This window comes from Pseudomonas shirazensis (genome assembly GCF_050496565.1).
GTDB lineage: Bacteria > Pseudomonadota > Gammaproteobacteria > Pseudomonadales > Pseudomonadaceae > Aquipseudomonas > Aquipseudomonas shirazensis_A.
The window spans coordinates 66,833-86,463 of sequence record NZ_JBNWAE010000016.1 but is presented as its reverse complement, the minus strand read 5'-3'; the positions used below and the strand labels follow the sequence as shown (position 1 = coordinate 86,463).

The 19,631-nt window shown below is 64.9% G+C and carries 14 protein-coding genes; 4 read left to right on the top strand and 10 right to left on the bottom strand.

Annotation, left to right across the window (positions count from 1 at the left end; genetic code table 11):
- Positions 1-46: 46 nt before the first annotated feature.
- From ACQZ2L_RS20735 to cpaB, 7 genes are read right to left on the bottom strand one after another with little or no spacing between them, the layout of a single operon-like run.
- Positions 47-718: a tetratricopeptide repeat protein gene (locus ACQZ2L_RS20735; protein ID WP_430327641.1), complete on the bottom strand. Its 672-nt coding sequence runs from the start codon at positions 716-718 to the stop codon at positions 47-49.
- 11 nt (positions 719-729) lie between these two features.
- Entirely contained in the window at positions 730-1,644 is a 915-nt protein-coding gene (locus ACQZ2L_RS20730; protein ID WP_430327640.1) for a type II secretion system F family protein, read from the bottom strand.
- A complete protein-coding gene (locus ACQZ2L_RS20725) occupies positions 1,620-2,501 on the bottom strand; it encodes a type II secretion system F family protein (protein ID WP_430327639.1) in 882 nt (293 codons plus the stop codon). Before ACQZ2L_RS20725 ends, ACQZ2L_RS20730 begins: the two co-directional genes overlap by 25 nt.
- A complete protein-coding gene (locus ACQZ2L_RS20720) occupies positions 2,498-3,754 on the bottom strand; it encodes a CpaF family protein (RefSeq protein WP_150571458.1) in 1,257 nt (418 codons plus the stop codon). The genes ACQZ2L_RS20725 and ACQZ2L_RS20720 overlap by 4 nt, the downstream gene beginning before the upstream one ends.
- The gene (locus ACQZ2L_RS20715; RefSeq protein WP_430327638.1) at positions 3,751-4,941 is read right to left on the bottom strand and encodes a pilus assembly protein; all 1,191 of its coding nucleotides are present in this window, start codon (positions 4,939-4,941) and stop codon (positions 3,751-3,753) included. Before ACQZ2L_RS20715 ends, ACQZ2L_RS20720 begins: the two co-directional genes overlap by 4 nt.
- Positions 4,938-6,170: a type II and III secretion system protein family protein gene (locus tag ACQZ2L_RS20710; RefSeq protein ID WP_430327637.1), complete on the bottom strand. Its 1,233-nt coding sequence runs from the start codon at positions 6,168-6,170 to the stop codon at positions 4,938-4,940. Before ACQZ2L_RS20710 ends, ACQZ2L_RS20715 begins: the two co-directional genes overlap by 4 nt.
- 18 nt (positions 6,171-6,188) lie before the next feature.
- Positions 6,189-7,124 (bottom strand): Flp pilus assembly protein CpaB, encoded by a 936-nt coding sequence (cpaB, locus tag ACQZ2L_RS20705; RefSeq protein ID WP_430327636.1) that lies wholly within the window; start codon positions 7,122-7,124, stop codon positions 6,189-6,191.
- Between the two features lie 286 nt (positions 7,125-7,410).
- Between cpaB and ACQZ2L_RS20700 the strand changes: the two genes are divergently transcribed.
- Both ACQZ2L_RS20700 and ACQZ2L_RS20695 read left to right on the top strand, forming a co-directional pair.
- Positions 7,411-7,593 carry a Flp family type IVb pilin gene (locus ACQZ2L_RS20700; protein ID WP_101316110.1) on the top strand — a complete coding sequence of 61 codons (183 nt, stop codon included), beginning with the start codon at positions 7,411-7,413 and terminating at the stop codon, positions 7,591-7,593.
- A 52-nt stretch (positions 7,594-7,645) separates the two neighbouring features.
- Positions 7,646-8,053 (top strand): response regulator, encoded by a 408-nt coding sequence (locus ACQZ2L_RS20695; RefSeq protein ID WP_101316108.1) that lies wholly within the window; start codon positions 7,646-7,648, stop codon positions 8,051-8,053.
- 49 nt (positions 8,054-8,102) lie between these two features.
- Here ACQZ2L_RS20695 and pbpC read toward each other — a convergent pair whose 3' ends face one another.
- A complete protein-coding gene (gene pbpC / locus ACQZ2L_RS20690) occupies positions 8,103-10,463 on the bottom strand; it encodes a peptidoglycan glycosyltransferase PbpC (RefSeq protein ID WP_430327635.1) in 2,361 nt (786 codons plus the stop codon).
- Between the two features lie 59 nt (positions 10,464-10,522).
- On the opposite strand from pbpC, the gene ACQZ2L_RS20685 reads away from it, so the two are divergent.
- The gene (locus tag ACQZ2L_RS20685) at positions 10,523-10,816 is read left to right on the top strand and encodes a hypothetical protein (RefSeq protein WP_430327634.1); all 294 of its coding nucleotides are present in this window, start codon (positions 10,523-10,525) and stop codon (positions 10,814-10,816) included.
- 168 nt (positions 10,817-10,984) lie between these two features.
- Here ACQZ2L_RS20685 and ACQZ2L_RS20680 read toward each other — a convergent pair whose 3' ends face one another.
- Positions 10,985-15,886 (bottom strand): alpha-2-macroglobulin family protein, encoded by a 4,902-nt coding sequence (locus ACQZ2L_RS20680; RefSeq protein ID WP_430327633.1) that lies wholly within the window; start codon positions 15,884-15,886, stop codon positions 10,985-10,987.
- A gap of 179 nt (positions 15,887-16,065) precedes the next feature.
- Here ACQZ2L_RS20680 and ACQZ2L_RS20675 point away from each other — a divergent pair, with 179 nt between their 5' ends.
- Positions 16,066-17,403, top strand: coding sequence for an MATE family efflux transporter (locus ACQZ2L_RS20675; RefSeq protein WP_430327632.1), 1,338 nt, complete (start codon positions 16,066-16,068; stop codon positions 17,401-17,403).
- Between the two features lie 179 nt (positions 17,404-17,582).
- On the opposite strand, the gene speA is transcribed toward ACQZ2L_RS20675, so the two are convergent.
- A complete protein-coding gene (gene speA / locus ACQZ2L_RS20670; protein WP_430327631.1) occupies positions 17,583-19,496 on the bottom strand; it encodes an arginine decarboxylase in 1,914 nt (637 codons plus the stop codon).
- Positions 19,497-19,631: the final 135 nt, after the last annotated feature.

Here is a 19,631-nt window from a genome sequence, read left to right as displayed (position 1 = left end):
GACTCTCTCCTTATAGGCCGGCTACCGGCGCCGCTCGCGCTGGCGATTAGCTCAGTGGCGCGCGCGCAGTGGCTTGCAGCTGTTTGGCCCGCGCCTGGGCCTCGGCGAACTGCTGCGGCTTGAGGCGCAACCGGGCGACCAGATCAGCCGCCTGCTGCCAGTTGTCCTGCAGCAGCGACAAGGTCACCAGGTTGACTGCCGGCAACTGGTTGTCATCCTTGAGCTCCAGCGCCGTCAGGAACTCGAAACGCGCCTGTTCGTGGCGGCCCAGATTCATCAGCACCACGCCCAGGTCATTGCGCACCTTTTCATCGGTCGGTGCCAGGCGCACGGCACGCTGCAGGTTCTGCAGCGCCTGCACATCATCGCCGCGGGCCGAGGCCAACTGGCCCAGGCCATGTTCGCCCTCGGCCGCCAGGCAGCCGCCGAGCAGGCTGCGGTACAACGGCTCGGCTTCGCTGCGGCCAAGCAGGCGCGACACCTTGGCCTTGCGCAGGCGCACCTGGGCAAGGCTGTCAGGCAGCTCCTGCAGGTGCGCCAGGCTCGCGTGCGGGCGGCCTTCATTGAGCATTTCATCGGCAAGGTTCAACGCCAGTTGCTGGTCAGCGTCCGGCTTGGTGCAACTGTCACTGGCGAACATCTGTGCCAAACCGCCAGGCGCCTGCCCGGCGCAACCACTCAGGGCGAGCACGCCCAGCAGTACCATCAATCGCTTCATCAGCCCTCCCCTCACGAGCCCAATGCCCGTGCCAACGCAGTCAAACCCGGCCCCGCCAGCACGATCAGCAAAGCCGGGAACAGAAACACCATCATCACTGCCGACATCTTTGCCGACATCTTCGATACACGCTCTTGCAGGCGTGTCAGGCGCCGGTCATCGAGCAGGGTTTTCAGCGCCAGCAGCGACTTCAATGCACCGCTGCCCTGTACCAGCAGCTGGCGCAGAATCACGCAGGTGTCGCTGAACTCGTCGACGGCCAGCAGGTTCGCGGTTTTCTCCAGCTCGCTGGCCAGGGTCAGGCCGGAGTCGACCCGTTGCAGGATCAGGCGCAACTCTTCGCTGATCTGCGGCACCAGGGTGCGGCCCTCCTGGCTCAACACCCGCAGCGCCTGCTCGACGGTCAGCCCGGTCTCGAAGAGGATGCGCAGCAACGGGATCAGCAAGCTGACTTCATGGGCGATCCGCTGCTGACGACGCGCGGCGGCCACCGCCAGAAATCGCTTGGGCAGCAGATAACCCACGCCCAACGCGCACAGCGGCAGCACCAGCCAGTGGCCGGCCCAAACCCCGTCCACGCCATGCTGCAGCAGCAGCGCCACCACCACCGCCAGCAGCGGCAGACCCAGTTGCACCGCCGCAAACAGTGCGCGCTGGCGGCTGCGGCGCCAGCCCAGGCGATCGAGCAAGGTCTGGGTTTCGCCATCGAGTTTTTGCAGGCGCCGGCCCAGGCCACTGCTACCCAGCCATTGCAGCCAGTCACCAAAACGTTCTTGCTGCGCCAGCTGGCCCTGCAAGCGCCGGGCAATCAGCAAGCGCGTGCGCAGCCGGCGCAGCAAGTGCGCAGCCAGCAGGCCGCAGCCGGCCAACAGGCACAGCGCACACAACAGCCAGGCCGCGCTCACAGGCTCCTCATCATGCGCCATAGCACCAGGCAGCCGAGCAGCTGCAGGGCAAACGCCAGCAACAACAGCATTTGGCCCTGACTGTCGCGCCACATCCCCAGCAGGTAACTGGGATTACCGAGCAAGAAATAGCCGACCATGGTCAGCGGCAGCGCGCCGAGGATGCACGCCGTCACGCGGGTTTCGCCGGTCATGGCCTTGAGCTGGCGTGCGCCCTGCTCACGCTCGCGGATCAACTTGATCAGGTTTTCCATCAGCTCGCTGGCATTGCCGCCGTACTGCTGATTGATGCGCAGGCCCATGGCAAACAGGCGCAGCTCGGCCTGATCGTACAGCTCGGCCAGCTCGCTGACGGCAACGTCCAGGCTCACCCCCAGGCGCACATTGCGGCGCACCCGCTGCATGGCCGACTGCAACGGCTCGCGCGTACCGTCGATACCGCCGAGCACAGCGTCATTGAGGGTGCGGCCGGCCTTGAGGCTGCGCACGCTGTAGTCGAGCAGACCGGGCAGTTGCTCGATGATCAAACGCACTCGACGCCGATAGCGCCAGCTCAGGTACAGCCGGCCCAGCACAGGCACACTCAGCGCAAACATCAGTGCCGCCGTCCAGCCCGCTGCCAGTTGCGCGACGATGACCCCGGCCAGCCAGCCCAGCAGCCACGGTTTGGGGTTGAACTGCGCGGTGTCGAAACCTGCACGTTGCAGCAGCGGATCGAACCAGTCGCGGCGTGCCTTGCCGCTGCGCACCAGGCGAAAAGCGCGGCCCAGACGCAGCAAGGTGCGCTCTTCGCCGCGCTTGTACAGGCCCTGGCGCAACAGCAACAGTGCCACCCCCAGCAGCAGGGGCGACAGGGCCAGCAGCAGCGCCCCGCTCACAGCACACCGTCATTGCGCAGCTTGGCCCCGGCGGGGTTCGGCGCATCGCGCAAGAACACATCGCCGCCACGCCGGTCGAGGCGGAACAAGGTGTTGGTGACGTAGACGTCGTCGCGCACCCCGACCACTTCCAGCACCTCGCTGACACAGCGCCGGCCATCGGCCAGGCGGGTCAGCTGGATGACCACGTCGAGCGCGGCGCAGATCATCTGGCGCAGGGTCTTCTCGGCAATCTGCCGGCCACTCAGGCCGACCAGCGTCTCCAGCCGCAGCAAGGCGTCCTGGGCAGTGTTGGCGTGCACCGTGCTCATCGAGCCGTCATGCCCGGTGTTCATCGCGGTCAGTACGTCGAGCACTTCGCCGCCACGGATCTCACCGAGCAGTATGCGGTCAGGCCGCATGCGCAGGGCGTTGCGGATCAGCTCGCTGGACTTGATCTCGCCATGCCCTTCGACATTCGGCGGGCGCGTCTCCAGGCGCACCACATGGGGGTGATGCAGTTGCAGCTCGGCCACATCCTCGATGGTCACCAGACGCTCCTGCGGGGCGATCATCTGGCTGAGGATATTCAGCAGGGTGGTCTTGCCGGTACCGGTACCGCCGCTGACGAGGATATTGCAGCGCCGGCCCACCGCCCGTTCGAGGAAGTCGAAGATGGCCTGGTCGATGGCCCGGGTGGCAAGCAGGTCGGCGCCCTTGAGCATGTCGCTGCGAAACTTGCGAATCGACAGGCACGGCCCATCCAGCGCCACCGGCGGGATGATCGCGTTGACCCGGCTGCCATCCGGCAGGCGCGCATCAACCATTGGCGATGATTCATCCAGGCGCCGCCCGAGTGGCGCAAGGATGCGCTGCATGACCCGCTCGACATGCTGCGCGTCGATGAAGCGCAGGTCGGTCAGTTGCAGCAGACCGGCGCGCTCGACAAATACCCGGTGCGGCCCGTTGACCAGGATTTCGGTCACGCTGGGGTCGCGCAGCAGCACTTCCAGCGGGCCATAGCCGGTCAGCTCGTCGACCAGTTCCTCGGCCATGCGCTCCATTTCATAGCGCGACAGGGCCAGGCGCAGGCGCGCGACATAGTCACCGACCTGCTCGTAGACGAACTGGGTCAGCGCCGGTCGGGCGCCTTCGAGCAGGCTGCGACCGCTGTCTTCGATGCTGTCGATCACATGCCGGTGCAGCGCGCGCTTGAGCGCCTGCGGTTCGGCCGCAGCATGGCGTGGCCCACCGAACAGCTCGTCGCCGCTCATTTGCTCCACCACAGGCGGCGCAGCCAGGTCAGGGTCGGTCGCTCAAGGCTCTCGGAGCGATGCGCCAGGCGCTCGCCAAGGCTGTGCAAGGCTTGTGTGAGGGCCTCGCGCGGGGCCAGCTCGAACAGGCTCAAGCCCTGATTCTTGGCGTTCAGGCGCAGCTCCGGGCTGTACGGCAGTGCCTTGAGCAGCGGCAAGCCATAGCGCTTGGCCAGGGCATCGGCATCCGGCGCCAGGTTGCGTAGGTAGCGGTCGACCAGCAGGCTGGCGTGCTCCAGCTTGATGCCGCGGTCGCGCCATTGATCGAGCACTTCCAGGTTGCGCCGGCAGTCGAGGATGTTCTGGTCGGTATACACGATCAGCTTGTCGCAGTGGCTGATGATGGTGCGCAGAGCTTCGCTGTCGGCCTGCCCGGTCAGGTTGACGACGATATGCTGGAAGTGCTGGCGCAGGGCGCTGAGCAGCATGTACAGCTCGGCGGCGCTGGTGTTGCGCAGGGGTTCGTCGGTATCGGCGTAGGCAAGGATGCGCAGGCCACTGTTGTCGCGGCTGAAGGCGCTGTCGATCAGCGCCGTGTCGAGGCGACGCAGGTGGCGCAAGGCATCGCCAAAAAAGAACGAGGCTTCCAGCCCGAGCAAGGCCAGGCTGTCGCCACGCGGCAGGCCCAGGTCGAGCAGCAGGGTCTGCTGGCCGCTGTCCTGGACTACCCGCGCCAGGTGGGTGGTGAGCAAGGCGCCGTCGGCTCCGCGCTGGGCGCCATAGAGCACAGTGAGGCCGCCAAGGCTTGGGTTGCTGGACACCGCCGGCAGGCGTTTGCCGAGCCGCCGCACCAGCCCGGCAACTTCACTCGAGCGCGAACCGTAGGCAACGAAGTCTCGCGCCCCGGCGCGCATGGCGTGCAGCACCAGCTGGTTGTCCATGCCGTCGCCAAGGGCAACGATGGCCAGCATCGGCTTGGCCTCGAGTACGCCTTCTATCAGCGCGCACTGGTTGACCAACTGCTCACGGTCCAGGCCGATGAACACCAGGTTGCTGAAGGTCACGTCGACCAGTGCCAGCAGTTCATCGAGGCTGCCGCCACTGGCGCCGATGACCTGGCCGAGCGGCGCCAGGGCGCCCTGCAACCAGTGCAGGTCTTCTTCGTTACGGGTGATCGCCAGGAAGGTCTGGTTGAGGCTGTCAGTCATCGTGATAACCCGCTTCGGCCGTCGAAGTTGCCGTTTTCCATGAAAAACAACCGGCCCCAGCTGGGGTCGTAACTGCGCAGACTTTCGCCGGGCAACTCCGGCAGGCGGGCGTTGGCGGCCAAGGGCTGGACCAGGTGGGGGGTGACGATCATCAGCAGCTCGGTCTCTTCGCGCACCAACGCCGACTGACGAAAGAACGCACCAAGCACAGGCAGGTTGCCAAGCCCAGGCAGCTTGTCGACAGAAGAGCGGGTATTGCTGCTGACCAGCCCGCTGATGATGAAGCTCTCGCCATCGGCCAGGGAAATGCTGGTGTCGGTACGCCGCACACTCAGTCCCGGCACCAAGGTACCGGCGATATTCACGGCATTGTTGTAGTCCAACTCGCTGACCTCAGGCGCCACCTTGAGGGTGATGCGATCGCGGCTGACCACCGTCGGCGTCAGCGCTAGGCGCACGCCGAACTCCTTATACTCGATCGACACGTTGTCGCTGCCGGCGCTCGGCACCGGAATGGGGATTTCGCCACCGGCGAGAAAACTTGCGGTCAGGCCGCTGAGCACGGTCAGGCTGGGGCGGGCCAGGGTGTAGGCGAACCCACTGTTTTCCAGGGCGCTGATGGCTGCCAGAAAGCGGCTGCTGCCACCACCCCAGACGATGTTGAAGACATTGTCGTTGAGCGGGATCAGCGGCCGCGCCACCGGCACGTTGCCCGGCGAGACATTGACGCCCGGCACACTGCCTGGCGAGCCGATCAGGCTGTTGTTCGAACCACTGAAGAACAACCGCGCGCCGGCTTCCTTGTATTTGCTGCGATGCACTTCGACAAAGCGGATGTCGGCCTGCACCTGGATCGGCAGTTGCTCATCCTGCGCGGGCAGCGCCATGTCCACCGAGGCGTTGCCCTTGACGAACAGCATCGCCCGGTGCGGCGCCGCCGCGCAGGCCGTCCACAGCATCAGGCTGGTGCTGCCAGGTGCAAGCGCCGTCAGCAATACCGCGCGCGGGCCACTGGCCTGCACGTCGGCCACCTTCGGTTCGCCGATCGCCACACGGCTGATGGCCAACGGCAGGCGCAGTTCCTGCTGCAAGCCTTGGTCCATCTCGATCACCGAAGGCAACTCGGCCACCGCTGCGCAGCCTTTGTCGGCCGCCTGTGCCCAAGGCACGGCGCCGACCAGCGTCAACGCCAGGCACAACGGAGTGAATAACCGCGAGGAACTACGCATGGCTGCATCCTTGCTGGGTCAGGGGGTGTTGGCTGGCGCTTGGTTGTGGGCGCCACGAATGATCTGCATGCCGGCTACAGCGCCACTGGGGGCGGCCTTGGCTGGCGGCACCTGCGACAATTGACTGAACCGGAACAGCTCGCGGTTGGCGCTTTGCAACTGTGGTTCGGCCTGGCGCTCGGCCCAGTAACCGGCCAGCAGCTGCTCATCGGCGCTGCGCACCGCCAGGCGCAAAGTGCCGGCCTGGGCGGCTAGCATCAATCGGCTGGCCAGCGCCTCGGGCACGGCCAGGGCCACGGTGCGGGTGCCACCGGTGCCCAGCGCATCGCGCCGCGCTTGCTGCTCATCGGCGCTTTGCGCAGGTCGGCCGTCATTGGCCAGGCCGGTCTGTTCACCGACGCTGAGCACCCGCAGCGCGGGCAGCACGACTTGCGCCGACGCCTGTGGATTGTTGTTTTCTTCGCGCAGAAACAGCAGCACATCGACGTAATCGCCCGGGCGCAACTGCCCTGCCGCGCCGATCACATCGTCTACCGCCAACGCGACGGCGCGCTCATGCCGACGGATCATCCGCGCCAGCGGGCCACCGCTCTGAAAACTTTGTTCATCCAGCCACAAGCCCTGCGGCAGGGGTCGCGCGCTGCTGCGCCCAAGTACCTGTTCGAGCTGGCTGAAGGCGCCAGCAGGGACCACCTGCAAACGCTCGATCAGCACATCTTCAGCCCTAAGTGGTGTGTTGGCCGGCACCTGCCGAGCCATAATCACGATGGGGAAACGCGTAGGCTCCGGCACGGCTACCGGCGCCGGAGCAGCAACTGGCGGCGCGCTGGTCTCGACCACCGGCGGTGCGTCGACAGACTCGGCCGGGCGGCTCAGCATCAGCCCCCAATAGCCGGCGAGCAGCGCTGCCAGCAAGAACAGACCGGCGAGGATCATGGTCAAGCGACTGCTCATTAACGCTCCCCCGTCCCTGGAAAACTATGATGGCCAAAAGTAACTATTTCGCTATTGCACGGTAGCGCAGGGCGGCTATTTCGCCATGAATACGGGGGGGAATTTGCAGCCGACAAATTGACGCTTAACAAAAACAGGGATTTAGGGCGGCTGCTCAAACCTAATACTTTGTAGTTAACGCCTTCTTACATTTGCAGGTCTGCACAGTTTGACGATGCTCTGATGGCAAAGGGGTATCACTGCACGCCGCCCCGCCATCGGCGCCCACCGCGCAAGGAGATGTGCCATGTTGCTGTTGAAGATCTATACCCGCTGCAAAACCTTTATCGAAAGCAAGGACGGCGCCTCGGGTATCGAGTACGCAGTGATCGCGGCGATGGTGGCCGTGGCCCTGGCCGCGTTCGTCACGCCGATATCGACCCAGGTAACAGCGTTGATGACAACCATCCAGACTGCAATTACCCGTTGAGTAGCCCAACCCTCAATTCTGCTGCGCACTCTCAAGCGACCAGGAGCGATCCATGCTGACTTCTTCCTTGCGTCAACAGATTCTTCTGGTCGACGATGAGGAAGAGGCCCTGCTGGAGCTGGCCGAGCTGCTCGAGAACGAGGGGTTCACCTGCCACACCGCCAACTCGGTCAAGGCCGCGCTGGTGCTGCTCACCCAGCATCCGGACATGGCCCTGGTGATCACCGATCTGCGTATGCCCGAGGAGAACGGCATCGCCTTGATCAAACGCCTGCGCGATCACACCGCAAGGCAGCACCTGCCGGTGATCGTGATGTCCGGGCATGCCGATATGGACGATGTCAGCGACCTGCTGCGCCTGCATGTGCTGGACCTGTTCCGCAAGCCGATCTATCACGCCCGCCTGCTGGAAACCCTGGACAACCTGTTCCCCAAGCCACGCATGCAATCGGTCGGCTAGAGTCGCGACAGATGATTCATGCGGGCCCACGCGGCAAGCTGCTCAGCACTCAGCCACCGGCATCTACCTGAAATTCGACCCGCGCCGTCTCGCCGCTTTCATCGAGCACGCTCAGTTCGACCCGCCCGACCTGTTCGAAGCGCACCAGCAGGCTGTCCTGGCCGGAGGTTTCGCCCAGCGGCTGGCCGTTGCGGAACCACCAGCGTTGGCCACCACCTCCAAGTGCCGATACATAGAGCTGCAACGGCTCGTTGCTGGTCCGTGGATGGCGCAGGTTATCGCCGTTGCGCACGCCGACGATCGACAGCGGCGGCGCGCTGGCTGGCACCTGCGGCGGACAGCTCGGGTCAATTGCCGGCAACCGCGCTGCACGCCGTTCGACCCGCGCCAGCCAAGGCTCCAATGGTGCTGGCCACAGCGCGATCTGTTGCGCGATGGCACCTGGGCAACTGGCATCTACACGCAACCCCTGCGGGTTGACCCAGACCGTGTCGCGCAGGCCGAGGCCGAGCGGCTGGTCTGCCGCCTGCAAGGTCGGCGGCGTGGTGCCGTCGAGGGTCCAGGCGAAGCGCTGGCGCCGGCAGTTCGGGTCTTGGCGCGACATGGGCTGGCCAAGCGGCCAGCAGATCGCAGCCAACCCGACCGACGCCGGCACCTGCTCCACCGGTGGGCGGATACCGCGCTGGCTGTCGCGGTTGCTCAGCAGATCGTGCACTTGCAGCATCAGCGGCGCCGCCGAGGCCAGGCCGAACTGGCCCGGCACCGGGGTACCATCGGGGCGGCCAATCCACACCCCGATCAGGTAACGCGGGCCGACCCCGACCGACCAGGCATCCCGAAAGCCATAGCTGGTGCCGGTCTTCCAGGCCAGTTGCGGGCGCTGCACCAGTTCGGCGTGCGGGTCGCGGTCCGGCCGCGCCTGGCCGCTGAGAATCCGCCGGATGATCCACGCCGCCCCCGGCGATAGCAGCCGCCGTTCGAGCAGCGGATCCTGTGGTTGCAGGCGTACCTGGGCGCTCTGCCCGGCCCGGGCCAGGGCTGCATAACCGCCGACCAGATCTTCCAGCCGGCTGCCGGCGCCACCGAGGATCAGCGACAGGTTGGGCTCGGCCAGCGGCGGCAGTATCAACGGCATGCCGCCCATGCGCATCTGCGCAGCAAAACGCTTGGGGCCGTAGGCTTCGAGCAGTTGCACGGCGGGCAGGTTGAGCGATAACGCCAGCGCCGAACTGGCCGACACCGGGCCGCTGAAACCCATCGAGAAGTTGCCCGGCCGGTAGTCGCCATAGCGCCGCGGCACATCCTGCAAAAGGGATTCGGAGTGGATCAAGCCATCGTCCAGAGCCATGCCATACAGGAACGGTTTCAAGGTCGAGCCGGGCGAGCGCAGGGCGTGCACCATATCCACATGACCAAAGCGGCGAGCGTCGCCGATGTCGATCGAGCCGATGTAGGCACGCGTTGCCATGGTTTGTGTCTCGACCACCAGGATCGCCGCCGAGGTGCGCTCCGGCAGGCGTGCGCGCCAGCCCAGCAGCAGGTCTTCGAGCCGGCGCTGCAGCGAGGCATCCAGGGTGGTGCGGATCAGCGGCGGGCTGTTCGCCGTGTTCAGTCGCCGTGCCAGCAGTGGCGCCAGTGCCGGCTCCTGGCGCGGGGCGAGCAGCAACGGCTCTTCACGGGCCTCGGCGACTTGCTGGGCTGACCATACCTGGTACTCGCCTAGGCGCTGCAAGACCTTGTCGCGGGCCTGCTGCGCACGCTGCGGATGACGGTCCGGGCGCAGCCGGCTGGGGGCCTGGGGCAGCACCGCAAGCAAGGCCGCTTCGGCTGGGGTGAGCTGTTTCGGTGACTTGCCCAGATAAGCCCAACTGGCCGCGGCAACGCCTTGCAGGGTGCCGCCAAAGGGCGCCCGGTTCAGGTAGATCTGCAGGATCTGCTGCTTCGACAGGTGCCATTCCAGCTGCAACGTGCGCCACAGTTGCCGCGACTTGCCGGACAGGGTCCGCTCATGCGGATCGAGCAGGCGCGCCACCTGCATCGACAGGGTGCTGCCGCCGGACACCACCCGGCCACCGCTGAGGTTGAGCCAGGCAGCCCGCGCCAAAGCCAGCGGGTTGACCCCGGGATGGCGATAGAACCAGCGGTCCTCATAGGTCAGCAGCGCTTGCAGGTACAGTGGCGACACTTCATCGGGGCTGACCGGATAACGCCATACGCCATCGGCATCGGCGAAGCGCCAGAGCGGCGTACCATCCTCGGCCAGGACCACCCGGGCGAGGTCGTCGGCCGGCAGCGGCAGCGGCCAGATGCGATCGGCCAGCCAGAGCAAGGCGACCAGCAGCAGTGCACCGGCAATACTGGCTTGCAATACACGCAGCGCACGATGGCGCGGGCGTATTAAGCTTGGCATGGGGAACCGACCTGGCCAGGTAATGGCCAAAGCCTTGGAATGATCATCAGGACGCGACTATGCATGTAGAAGGTTTTTTTGAATGGCTGGGGCAGGCACTGGGGGCGGTGATCCGCTTCATTGTCGATGGCTTGAGCGGGCTGTTCAATCTGCTGGCCAATGCCGGCGGCAATTTCATCGACGGGCTGGCGCGCACGCTGGGCATGGATACCTCGCTGGTCAGCATCCTCGCCTTGATCGTCGGTTTGCTGCTGTTGTACTCGGCAATCCGCGCGTTCATGCGCGCCTCGGTCATTGCCGGGATCATCTGGCTTGTGTTGGGGTTGTGGGTTATGAGCTGGATCATTCATTGACTGGAGATTGCCGGGAGGGCTGCGCCCGCCTTTCCGACCGGTCCGGCGCCCCGGCGAGGCCGCTCCTACACGGACCGCGTAAGCCGTCCGTGACCTGTGGGAGCGGGTTCACCCGCGAAGGGCTGCAAAGCAGCCCCGGCGATCTCGAGCAAGGCGTAAAAATCCGCTTCAGCGCCCCTTGACCGTCATATCCCCCTGACTCTCACCCACCGCCTGCAGATTCGGCCGATACATCGACTCAACCTGCGGCGGCGGCACCCGATAGGTACCCGGAGTCACGGCACGGGCCAGATACAACAGGTGGGTAGTGCCGTAGCTGTCCAGCTTCAGCGCAGCGACATAGCGGTCATCACGGTACTCCTGATGCACCACGCTGGCGTTCTGCATCGACTCGCGCCATTCCTTAACCGCACTGCTGGCGTTGTCCAGGCTGGCTGCGCTCTGCGCCAGGTTCTGGTTTTCCAGCTCAAGGCCCGCCGGCAACAGGTCAACCACCAGTGCATCCGGCACCTGGGTCGAGGCACGCAGGGCCAGGTGCACCAGCACCAGCTCACCGCTACGCAGATTGCGCAGATCCAGCGGCTGGCCATTCATGCCCAGATACTCGCGGCGGATCTCCATACCGTTACTGCTGGCCGGCGGCGCCTGGCGTGGGTAACCGGACAGGGTCAGTTGCTGATAAAGGGTTTCACTGCCCTGGTTCTGCAAGGTCAGCGGCGATGCCAGCAACGGCCCTTCGAGCTTCATCCCTGACTCAACGTTGTTGAACTCGCGCACCTCACCGGCGCTGTCCAGCCGCGCCTGCCACTTGCCTTCAGGTTTACCCAGCAGGCCGCGGCCGGCGAGGAACAGCGCATTGCGCTCCTGGGTCGACAACCAGCGGTTGGCGGCCAGTTCGTCAGACAAGGCAAACAGGCGCTGATCAACCTGATTGGCGGCCAGGTTGTTTTCCTGGAGCAAGGCGAGGATCAACGCTTGGTCGCGCACGGCACTGCCGTAGTCGGCCATCCAGCCCTTGCCGCGGCTGATCGCCAGGCCCGCTTGCAGCGCTTGCTGCGCACGTGGCTTGTCGCCCATCTTGTCCAGTGCCACGGCCAACTGCACCAGCGGCAGGCCGGAACGGGCATCGCTACGGCGCTCGAACACTGCGCGCAGGGCACCCAGCGGCGCCTGCTGACTGCGCGCCAGTACCAAGGCGGCGTAGGCTTGCACGGCAAAGCGGGTGTGCTCGGCGTTGTCGCTGTAGTTGACCTCGATCAGGTTGCGCTCCTGCAGATACCGCAGCAGCCGCTCGTTGGCCTTTTTCAGCGCTTCGGCCGGCACGCCATAGCCCTGCTCGCGAGCACGCAGGAGGAAGTCGGTAACGTAGGCGGTCAGCCAGTATTCTTCTTCACTGTCGGAGCTCCACAGGCCAAAGCCACCGTTGTAGCGCTGCATGCCCAACAGATGCTCGATGCCCATCTCGATCTTGCGCTTGCGCACATCGGCGGGCTCGCCCTTGATGCCGAGGCGCTTGAGGCTTTCGGCATCGGCGTAGAGCGACGGGTAAAGGCCGCTGGTGGTCTGCTCCAGGCAGCCATAGGGGTAGGCCTCGAGCGCACGGATCTGCTCGGCCAGGTTCAGCGGCGGCCGGCTCGACAGGGCCAGGCTCGCCTCAAGGCCGGCCGGCTCGAACTCAGCAAGATCGCTCTCCGGCAGGCTCCACGGCTGATCCTTGAGTGCCACGCGGTAGTGTTTGAGCATCGCCGGGTAAGCCGGGCGCACGCCCAGTTTCCACTCACGCTCAAAGCTGCTGGCGGCTTCACCCGGTAGTTGCAGGCCGTTGACGCGCACGCGCAGGGTGCCCTGGCCGAGACCGCCCAAAGCCTGCACCGGAATCATCAGCGTTTTGCGCTGGCCCTCGGCCAGGGCAACATTCTGCTGACTGCCAGCCGCCAGGCTCAACTGGCCTTCGCCGTTGAGTTCGACCGTCAGCTGCTGGGCGCGCCCGGACAGGTTGGCCAGATCCAGCGCCAGGCTGGTGCGGTCACCACCGGCGAGGAAGCGCGGAGCGGACAGCTCGGCGATCAGCGGCGCGGCGACCACGGTCTTGCCTTCGGCCATGCCAAACTGCTCATCGTTCCAGGCCTGGGCCATGATCCGCAGTTCACCGTTGAAGTCGGGGATATCGACCGTTGCTTCGCCCTCGCCCTTGTCGTTGAGGGTCACCGGCAGGCTTTGCTGGGCAACGATGGTCACCGTGGTATTGGGGCGCTTGCCGCCCTTGGCCAGTGCGGCGTCACCACCAAAGGCCAGGCTGGCCAGACGGCCCTGTCCGGCTTCGATCAACTGGCCGTAGATATCCAGTTGGTCAGCGCCGTAGGCCTTGCGCCCGAACAGGCTGGCGAAAGGATCAGGGGTCTTGAAGTCGGTGATATTGAGGATGCCGACATCCACCGCGCTGAGCAGCACATGCACCTGTTTGGGTACACTGCCGTCAGCAGCAGTGGCCTTGAACTTGACCGTCAAGGGCTGCTTGGGACGCATCTTCTCAGGCGTCTGCACGGTCAGGGCCAGCTTGCGCTCGGCCCGATCCAGCGGCAGGTGGAGCACGCCGACCGCCCGTTTTGGCGTGGCGTTGGCCTTGCGCTCACCCGGGCGAATCACCAGCGCACTGATGTACAGGTCGTGCCGCGCCCACTTCTTGTCCAACTGCACGTCGAAGGTCTTGCCTTCGGCGGGCACGTCGATTTCCTGCCACCCCAGCGGGCCATCACTGGATTCGATCATCAGGTAGCCGCTGCCGGCTGCAGGCGGTGTGACCGTGACCTTGGCCGTGGCGCCGTCGGCATAGGACGGCTTGTCCAGCGCGAGCTTGACCTGATCCGGGCGCACCGCGCCGCCCTCGGCATTGTCCTGGGCGCGGTAACCGGCCCAGAAGCGTGCACTGGACACCAGCCCGGTCTGCGGGTCTTCAACCTCGACCCGGTACGGGCCCCACTCGACCTGGAAGTTCAGCTTGGCGGTAGAGCCGGCTTTGACGCTGACGGTCTCTTCGCTCTGGGTCAGGTACTTCTCGTTGTAGTTGTAGCTCCAGCCATCGCTCTGCGAGTAGTTCCAGTAGTAGTCACGGCGCTCACGGATCAGCCGCACCTTGAGGTCGTCGGCGGCCAGCTTGGCCCCGTTGCGGTCGGCTACCAGCACTTCGAATTCGACCGGGCCATCGCCGTCGGTTTCTTCACCGTCGAACAAGCCGCGCAGGCCAGGCAGGCGTTCGGCCGGCCAGATCGGTTGCTCAAGGCGGCGGGTAATCGGTCGGCCGCCGGACTCCTGCAGGCTGGCCTGCACGCTTAACTGCAGCGGCGAACGGGCTTCGCTCCAGCGGCTTTCGATGTCGATGGTGGCCTTGCCGGCCTGGTCGAGGGTGACTTCGTCCAGCTCCAGATCCTGACTCAGCTCGGTTTCGGTGATCGATCCGAACTGGTAGCCGGGCAACGCCGGCACGGCTTCACGCAGCGGCCGCAGGTAGGCCTGGCCACTGAGGCGGTTGCCAGCTGCTGGGGCGCCATACAGGTAGCGGCCATTGACCTTGATCTGCGCGGTCTGCTCAGGGCTCAACGGCGTAGCGCTGCCCTTGAGTTCAAGCGCCAGACGCTCGGGCAGGAAGTCTTCGACGAGAATCTCGAATACCTGTTTACGGCCACCGCCGAGGTCGAGCAGCAACTGCCAGCGACCTGTCGGTGCCTCGCTCGCCAGTTGCAGCTGGTATTGATAGAGGCCATTGGCATCGGCCTCCCAGACGAACTTGCGGCTGACCTGCTCATCCGGCCGGCGCACCTCGACGCTGACTGGCTGCGCCTTGACCGGTTTGCCATCCTGATCACGCAGCAGGCCATTGAGCAGCACGGTTTCGCCCGGGCGATAGAGGTCACGCGGGCCGAACACGAAGAACTGCAGCGGATTGGCCTGCGGCCCGGTGATGTCGAACTCGGCCAGGTCAAGTGCGGCGGTATTGAGCCGCAACAGAGTGGTGTGCACGCCCTGGGTGGCGATCAGGGTATCGGCCTTGTCGGTGATCGGCAGCTGGGCATGGCCATCACTGTCGGTCTTGGCCTGGGCCAGCAGCTTGCCCTTGTCGTCGTGCAGTTCGAGGTTGACGCCATTGAGCGCCTTGCCGCCTTCCAGCGCCTGGGCAAACACATCCAGGCGGTCACGGTAACGGTGCGCCGAGACGCCGATATCGCTCAGGGTGAACAGGGTGGCTGGCTGAGAATAATCGTAGGTCCCCGACGCACGCATCACCGCCAGGTATACGCCGGGCTCCTGCAGCGGCTTGATCCCGGCAATTGGCAGCAACACCGTCTCGCGGGTGTTGCGGGCAGGGTTGAGGTCGAAGCGCCCGCCGTAGACCAACTCGGCCATGTCCAGGGTTTCTTTGGACTGGTAGTAGTACAGGCTGCTGTTGCGGCCCCAGTTGGCCAAGAAGGTCGAGAGCATCTCCGGCTTGATGCGGAAGAACTCGACATCGACCTTGTCGACGTTCAGAGCGATGACCGGCAAGCCCTCGGCCAGGCGCGTCGGCAGCAACGAGCCACGGCTGGCAAAGCCGATGGTGGCTTGCATGTCGCGGGTTTCCAGGCGGCTGACCGACTCGGCTGCAAGGCTGTTGCCATTCACCGACAGCAAACCCTTGTCCAGTGTCAGCACCAGTTTTCGCTGCGGCTCAAGATGGCGCAGGCGCAACTCCATCTGGTTGTCGGAAAGCTCCCAGGCGCCGTCGACCTTGCCTTTGACGGTGTCGACCAGGTGCACCTTGCTGGCGAAGTCCTGCTTGGCATCGAGCGGCGCCGAGAAACTGATCGACAGCGCGCTGGCGCCGTCGAGCTGGGTTTCCGAGACATCGAGCACGGTCAGTTCGCGGCCTGCATAACGCTTGGCGAGCACGGCAGGGTCTTCCCGCTTGGCCGCCTTGGCTGCGGCCGGCGCGGTTGCCGCAGGCTTTTCGACAGGGGCCGCGGTGTCCTTCGACGAGGAATCACAGGCACTGAGCAATGCCAGCGCGCAGGCCAGCAACAATCCTTTGTTGAACATGGAGAGAAGACTCTTGGGCAGCGTGTTCTTGAGGGCTGCAACTATAGCGCAACGGCTGGCGGCTTACCTGCTGTCGCGTGGTAACTGCGAGCTTGTTCGCACAGGCGGTCGGGCAGCTCGCTAGAATAGCCTCGGCGGCGCGTCCGCCAACCTCAGCTTTGATCGCAACAGGAGTCCGTATGCCCCCGCTGTCCGCCGACTGGCGCCACCGCCTGACCCACCGCAAGGTCTGGGCGCTGGCCGCACCGATGATCCTCTCGAACATCTCGGTGCCGTTGGTTGCATTGGTCGACAGCACGGTGATTGGCCACCTGCCGCATGCGCATCAGCTCGGCGCAGTGGCCGTGGGCGCCACCTTGTTCACCTTCATGGTCGGTTTGATGGGCTTCCTGCGCATGGGCTCCACCGGCTTCGCCGCCCAGGCCGCCGGGCGCAACGATGGCGCTGCACTGCGCCAGGTGCTGGTGCAAGGGCTGCTGCTGGCGCTGGGCTTTGCGGCGCTGATTGGGGTGTTGGCACTACCCTTCAGCCAACTGGCGTTGCAGGTGATCAACCCCAGTGCGGCGCTGCATCAGTCCACCGAAGATTTCTTCCACACCCGTTTGCTCGGCTTGCCGGCAGCCTTGGCCAGTTACGCCTTGGTAGGCTGGTTTCTCGGCACGCAGAACGCGCGCGCACCGCTAGCAATCCTGCTGACCACCAACCTGCTCAATATCGCCCTCAACCTGTGGTTCGTGCTGGGGCTGGACTGGGGCGTGATCGGCTCGGCGCGGGCTTCGGTGATCTCCGAATGGTGCGCCGCCCTGCTCGGCCTGGCCCTGACCCGGCCGGCGTTAAGCCGCTATCCTGGGCAGATCGCCTGGGCAGCGCTGCGCCGCTGGCAGGCGTGGCGGCCGCTGCTGTCGGTCAACCGCGACATCTTCCTGCGCAGCCTGGCGTTGCAGTTGGTGTTTTTGCTGCTTACGGTGCAAGGCGCACGCCTCGGTGAAGCGACCGTGGCGGCCAATGCCCTGCTGCTCAATGGCCTGTTGCTCACCGCCTATGCGCTGGACGGCCTGGCCCATGCGGTCGAAGCGCTGTGTGGCCACGCCATCGGCGCCCGCGACAGGCAGACCCTGCGTCGCTCGCTGGTGGTCGCGGGGGGCTGGTCGTTGATTGTCAGTATTGGTTTTGCCGGGCTGTTTCTGCTCGGCGGGCATTTGTTCATCAACCTGCAGACCGACATCGCCAGCGTGCGCGAGGCGGCCTATCCGTACCTGCCGTACCTGGCAGTGCTGCCGCTGATTGCCGTGTGGAGCTATTTGCTCGACGGCCTGTTCATCGGCGCGACCCGCGCGCGTGAGATGCGCAATGCGATGCTGCTGAGCTTGCTGCTGGCGGCGCCGTTGGCGTGGATGGCCAGCGGGTATGGCAACCATGGGTTGTGGCTGGCGTTCCTTGGGTTCATGGCGTTGCGCGGGGTGACTCTGGGGTGGGTTGGCTGGCGATTGGAGCGAGAGGGGCGGTGGTTGCGGTAATTTAGGGGCGATTTTCTACGGCCAATTCGAGGATGGCCATATCCACCGGGGCGTTGGCCGATAAAACAAGGGGCCGCTCCGCGGCCCTTCGCGGGTGAACCCGCTCCCACAGGACTGTATGTGATCCCTGTGGGAGCGGGTTCACCCGCGAAGGGCCGCAGAGCGGCCCCTTTTGTACATTACGACGACAGGTACGAAGACCGGGTCAGGCCCAGGCGCAGGGCATCCAGATACTGGGTGCGTTCGCGGGCGGTGATCTTGGCGCTGGCCACCTTGTCGCGGTAGTGAGTCATCAACTCCTCCGGCGACAAGTGCACGTAGCGCAGCATGTCTTCGATGGTGTCGTGGGTCTCGATCCCGGCGTGGTAGGCGCTGCCGTCGGCGTTCTGGTAGATGTTCACCGAGTCGGTGTCACCGAACAGGTTGTGCATGTCGCCAAGGATTTCCTGATAGGCACCGACCAGGAAGATCCCCAGCAGGTAGTCTTCACCCTCGTTGATACCATGCACCGGCAGGCTGGTTTCGATGCTCTGCTCGTCGACGTACTGGTTGATCTTGCCGTCCGAGTCGCAGGTCAGATCCTGCAGCACGGCGCGGCGCAGTGGCTCTTCATCAAGACGATGCAGCGGCAGAATCGGCAGCACCTGGCCAATCGCCCAGGTGTCCGGCAGGCTCTGGAATACCGAGAAGTTGCAGATGTACTTGTCGGCGAGCTTGTCGTTTAGCTCGTCGAGCACCTGGCGGTGCGAGCGCTGACGGGCCTTGAGCGAGTTGTGCAAGCGGCGACACACGGCGAAGTAGCACTGCTCGGCGAGGGCCTTTTCCGACAGGGTGAGTTTGCCGTCGGCGTACTGCGCAGCCACGTCGCCCATGTAGTGGGTGGCGCGCCAGTAGGTCTCGGTGACCATCTCGATATCAGTCGGGCCGAGCAGGTCGACCAGCCATTGCACGGTCTCGGGCAAGGCTTCCTTGTTGTCGACGGTCGGCACTTCGTCGTTGTGCTTCTCGACGTCGGTCACCTGCACCACCAGCATGGCGTGGTGCGCAGTCAGGGCGCGGCCGCTTTCGGAGAAGATGTGCGGATGCGGCAGGCCCTGCGCATCGCAGAACTCCTTGAGCATGCCCACCACCACAGCGGCGTAATCGTCGATGTCGTAGTTGATCGAGCTGGCATTGCGCGAGTGGGTGCCGTCGTAGTCGACCCCAAGGCCGCCGCCAACGTCGATATGGTCAACAGGCAAGCCCAGTGAACGCAGCTCGCCGTAGTAACGGATCGCTTCCTTGAAGCCGTGCTGGTAGTCGGCCAGGTTGGCGATCTGCGAACCCATATGGAAGTGCAGCAGGCGGATGCCCTGGTCCAGGCCCGCAGCGCGGAAGCGCTCGACCACCGACAGCAGCTGCGCCGCCGACAGACCGAACTTGGACTTCTCACCGCCGGTATCGGCCCACTTGCTCGACGCCAGCGACGACAGGCGCACGCGCAAGCCGACCTGTGGCTTGACCTTGAGCTCGGCAGCCTCTTCGATCACCAGGGCGACCTCGGACTCTTTCTCGATGACGATGAACACGTTATGGCCAAGCTTCTGGCCCATCAGCGCGAGGCGGATGAACTCACGGTCCTTGTAGCCGTTGCAGACGATGGTGCCGCCCTTCGGTGCCAGCGCCAGCACGGCCAGCAGCTCTGGCTTGGAGCCGGCTTCAAGGCCGATCGAGACGTTCTGGGTGGCGATGATGTTCTCGACCACCGCTTCCTGCTGGTTGACCTTGATCGGGTACAACGCGGTGTACTCGCTCTGGTATTCCAGGCGCGCGATGTTGGCGTCGAAAGCGCCGGTCAGCTGGCGGACGCGGTCTTGCAGGATGTCCGGGAAACGCACCAGCAGTGGCAGCGAAAGGCCGCTCTGGCGCAGCTCGTCAACCTGTTCGAACAGGTCGATGGGGGCACTGTCGGGGCCGTTGGGGCGCACTTCGACGCGCCCGGCTTCATTGATGGCGAAATAACCAGCGCCCCAATGGCGGATGCCATAAACACTGCGGCTGTCGGCCACGGTCCACTGGCTACCATCGTCTTTGCGTGTGCGTCGTACGGACATTCAAGTCCCCTGTAGATAAGTCGAAGACACTGCCTTGGCAACAAGGCGACGGCAGTGTAAAAGCGAAAAATGACGATTCGTCCATGCCAGGGGTAGACCCTGGTTACGGAATCGAGTTTAGAAAGCTCGGGGGAA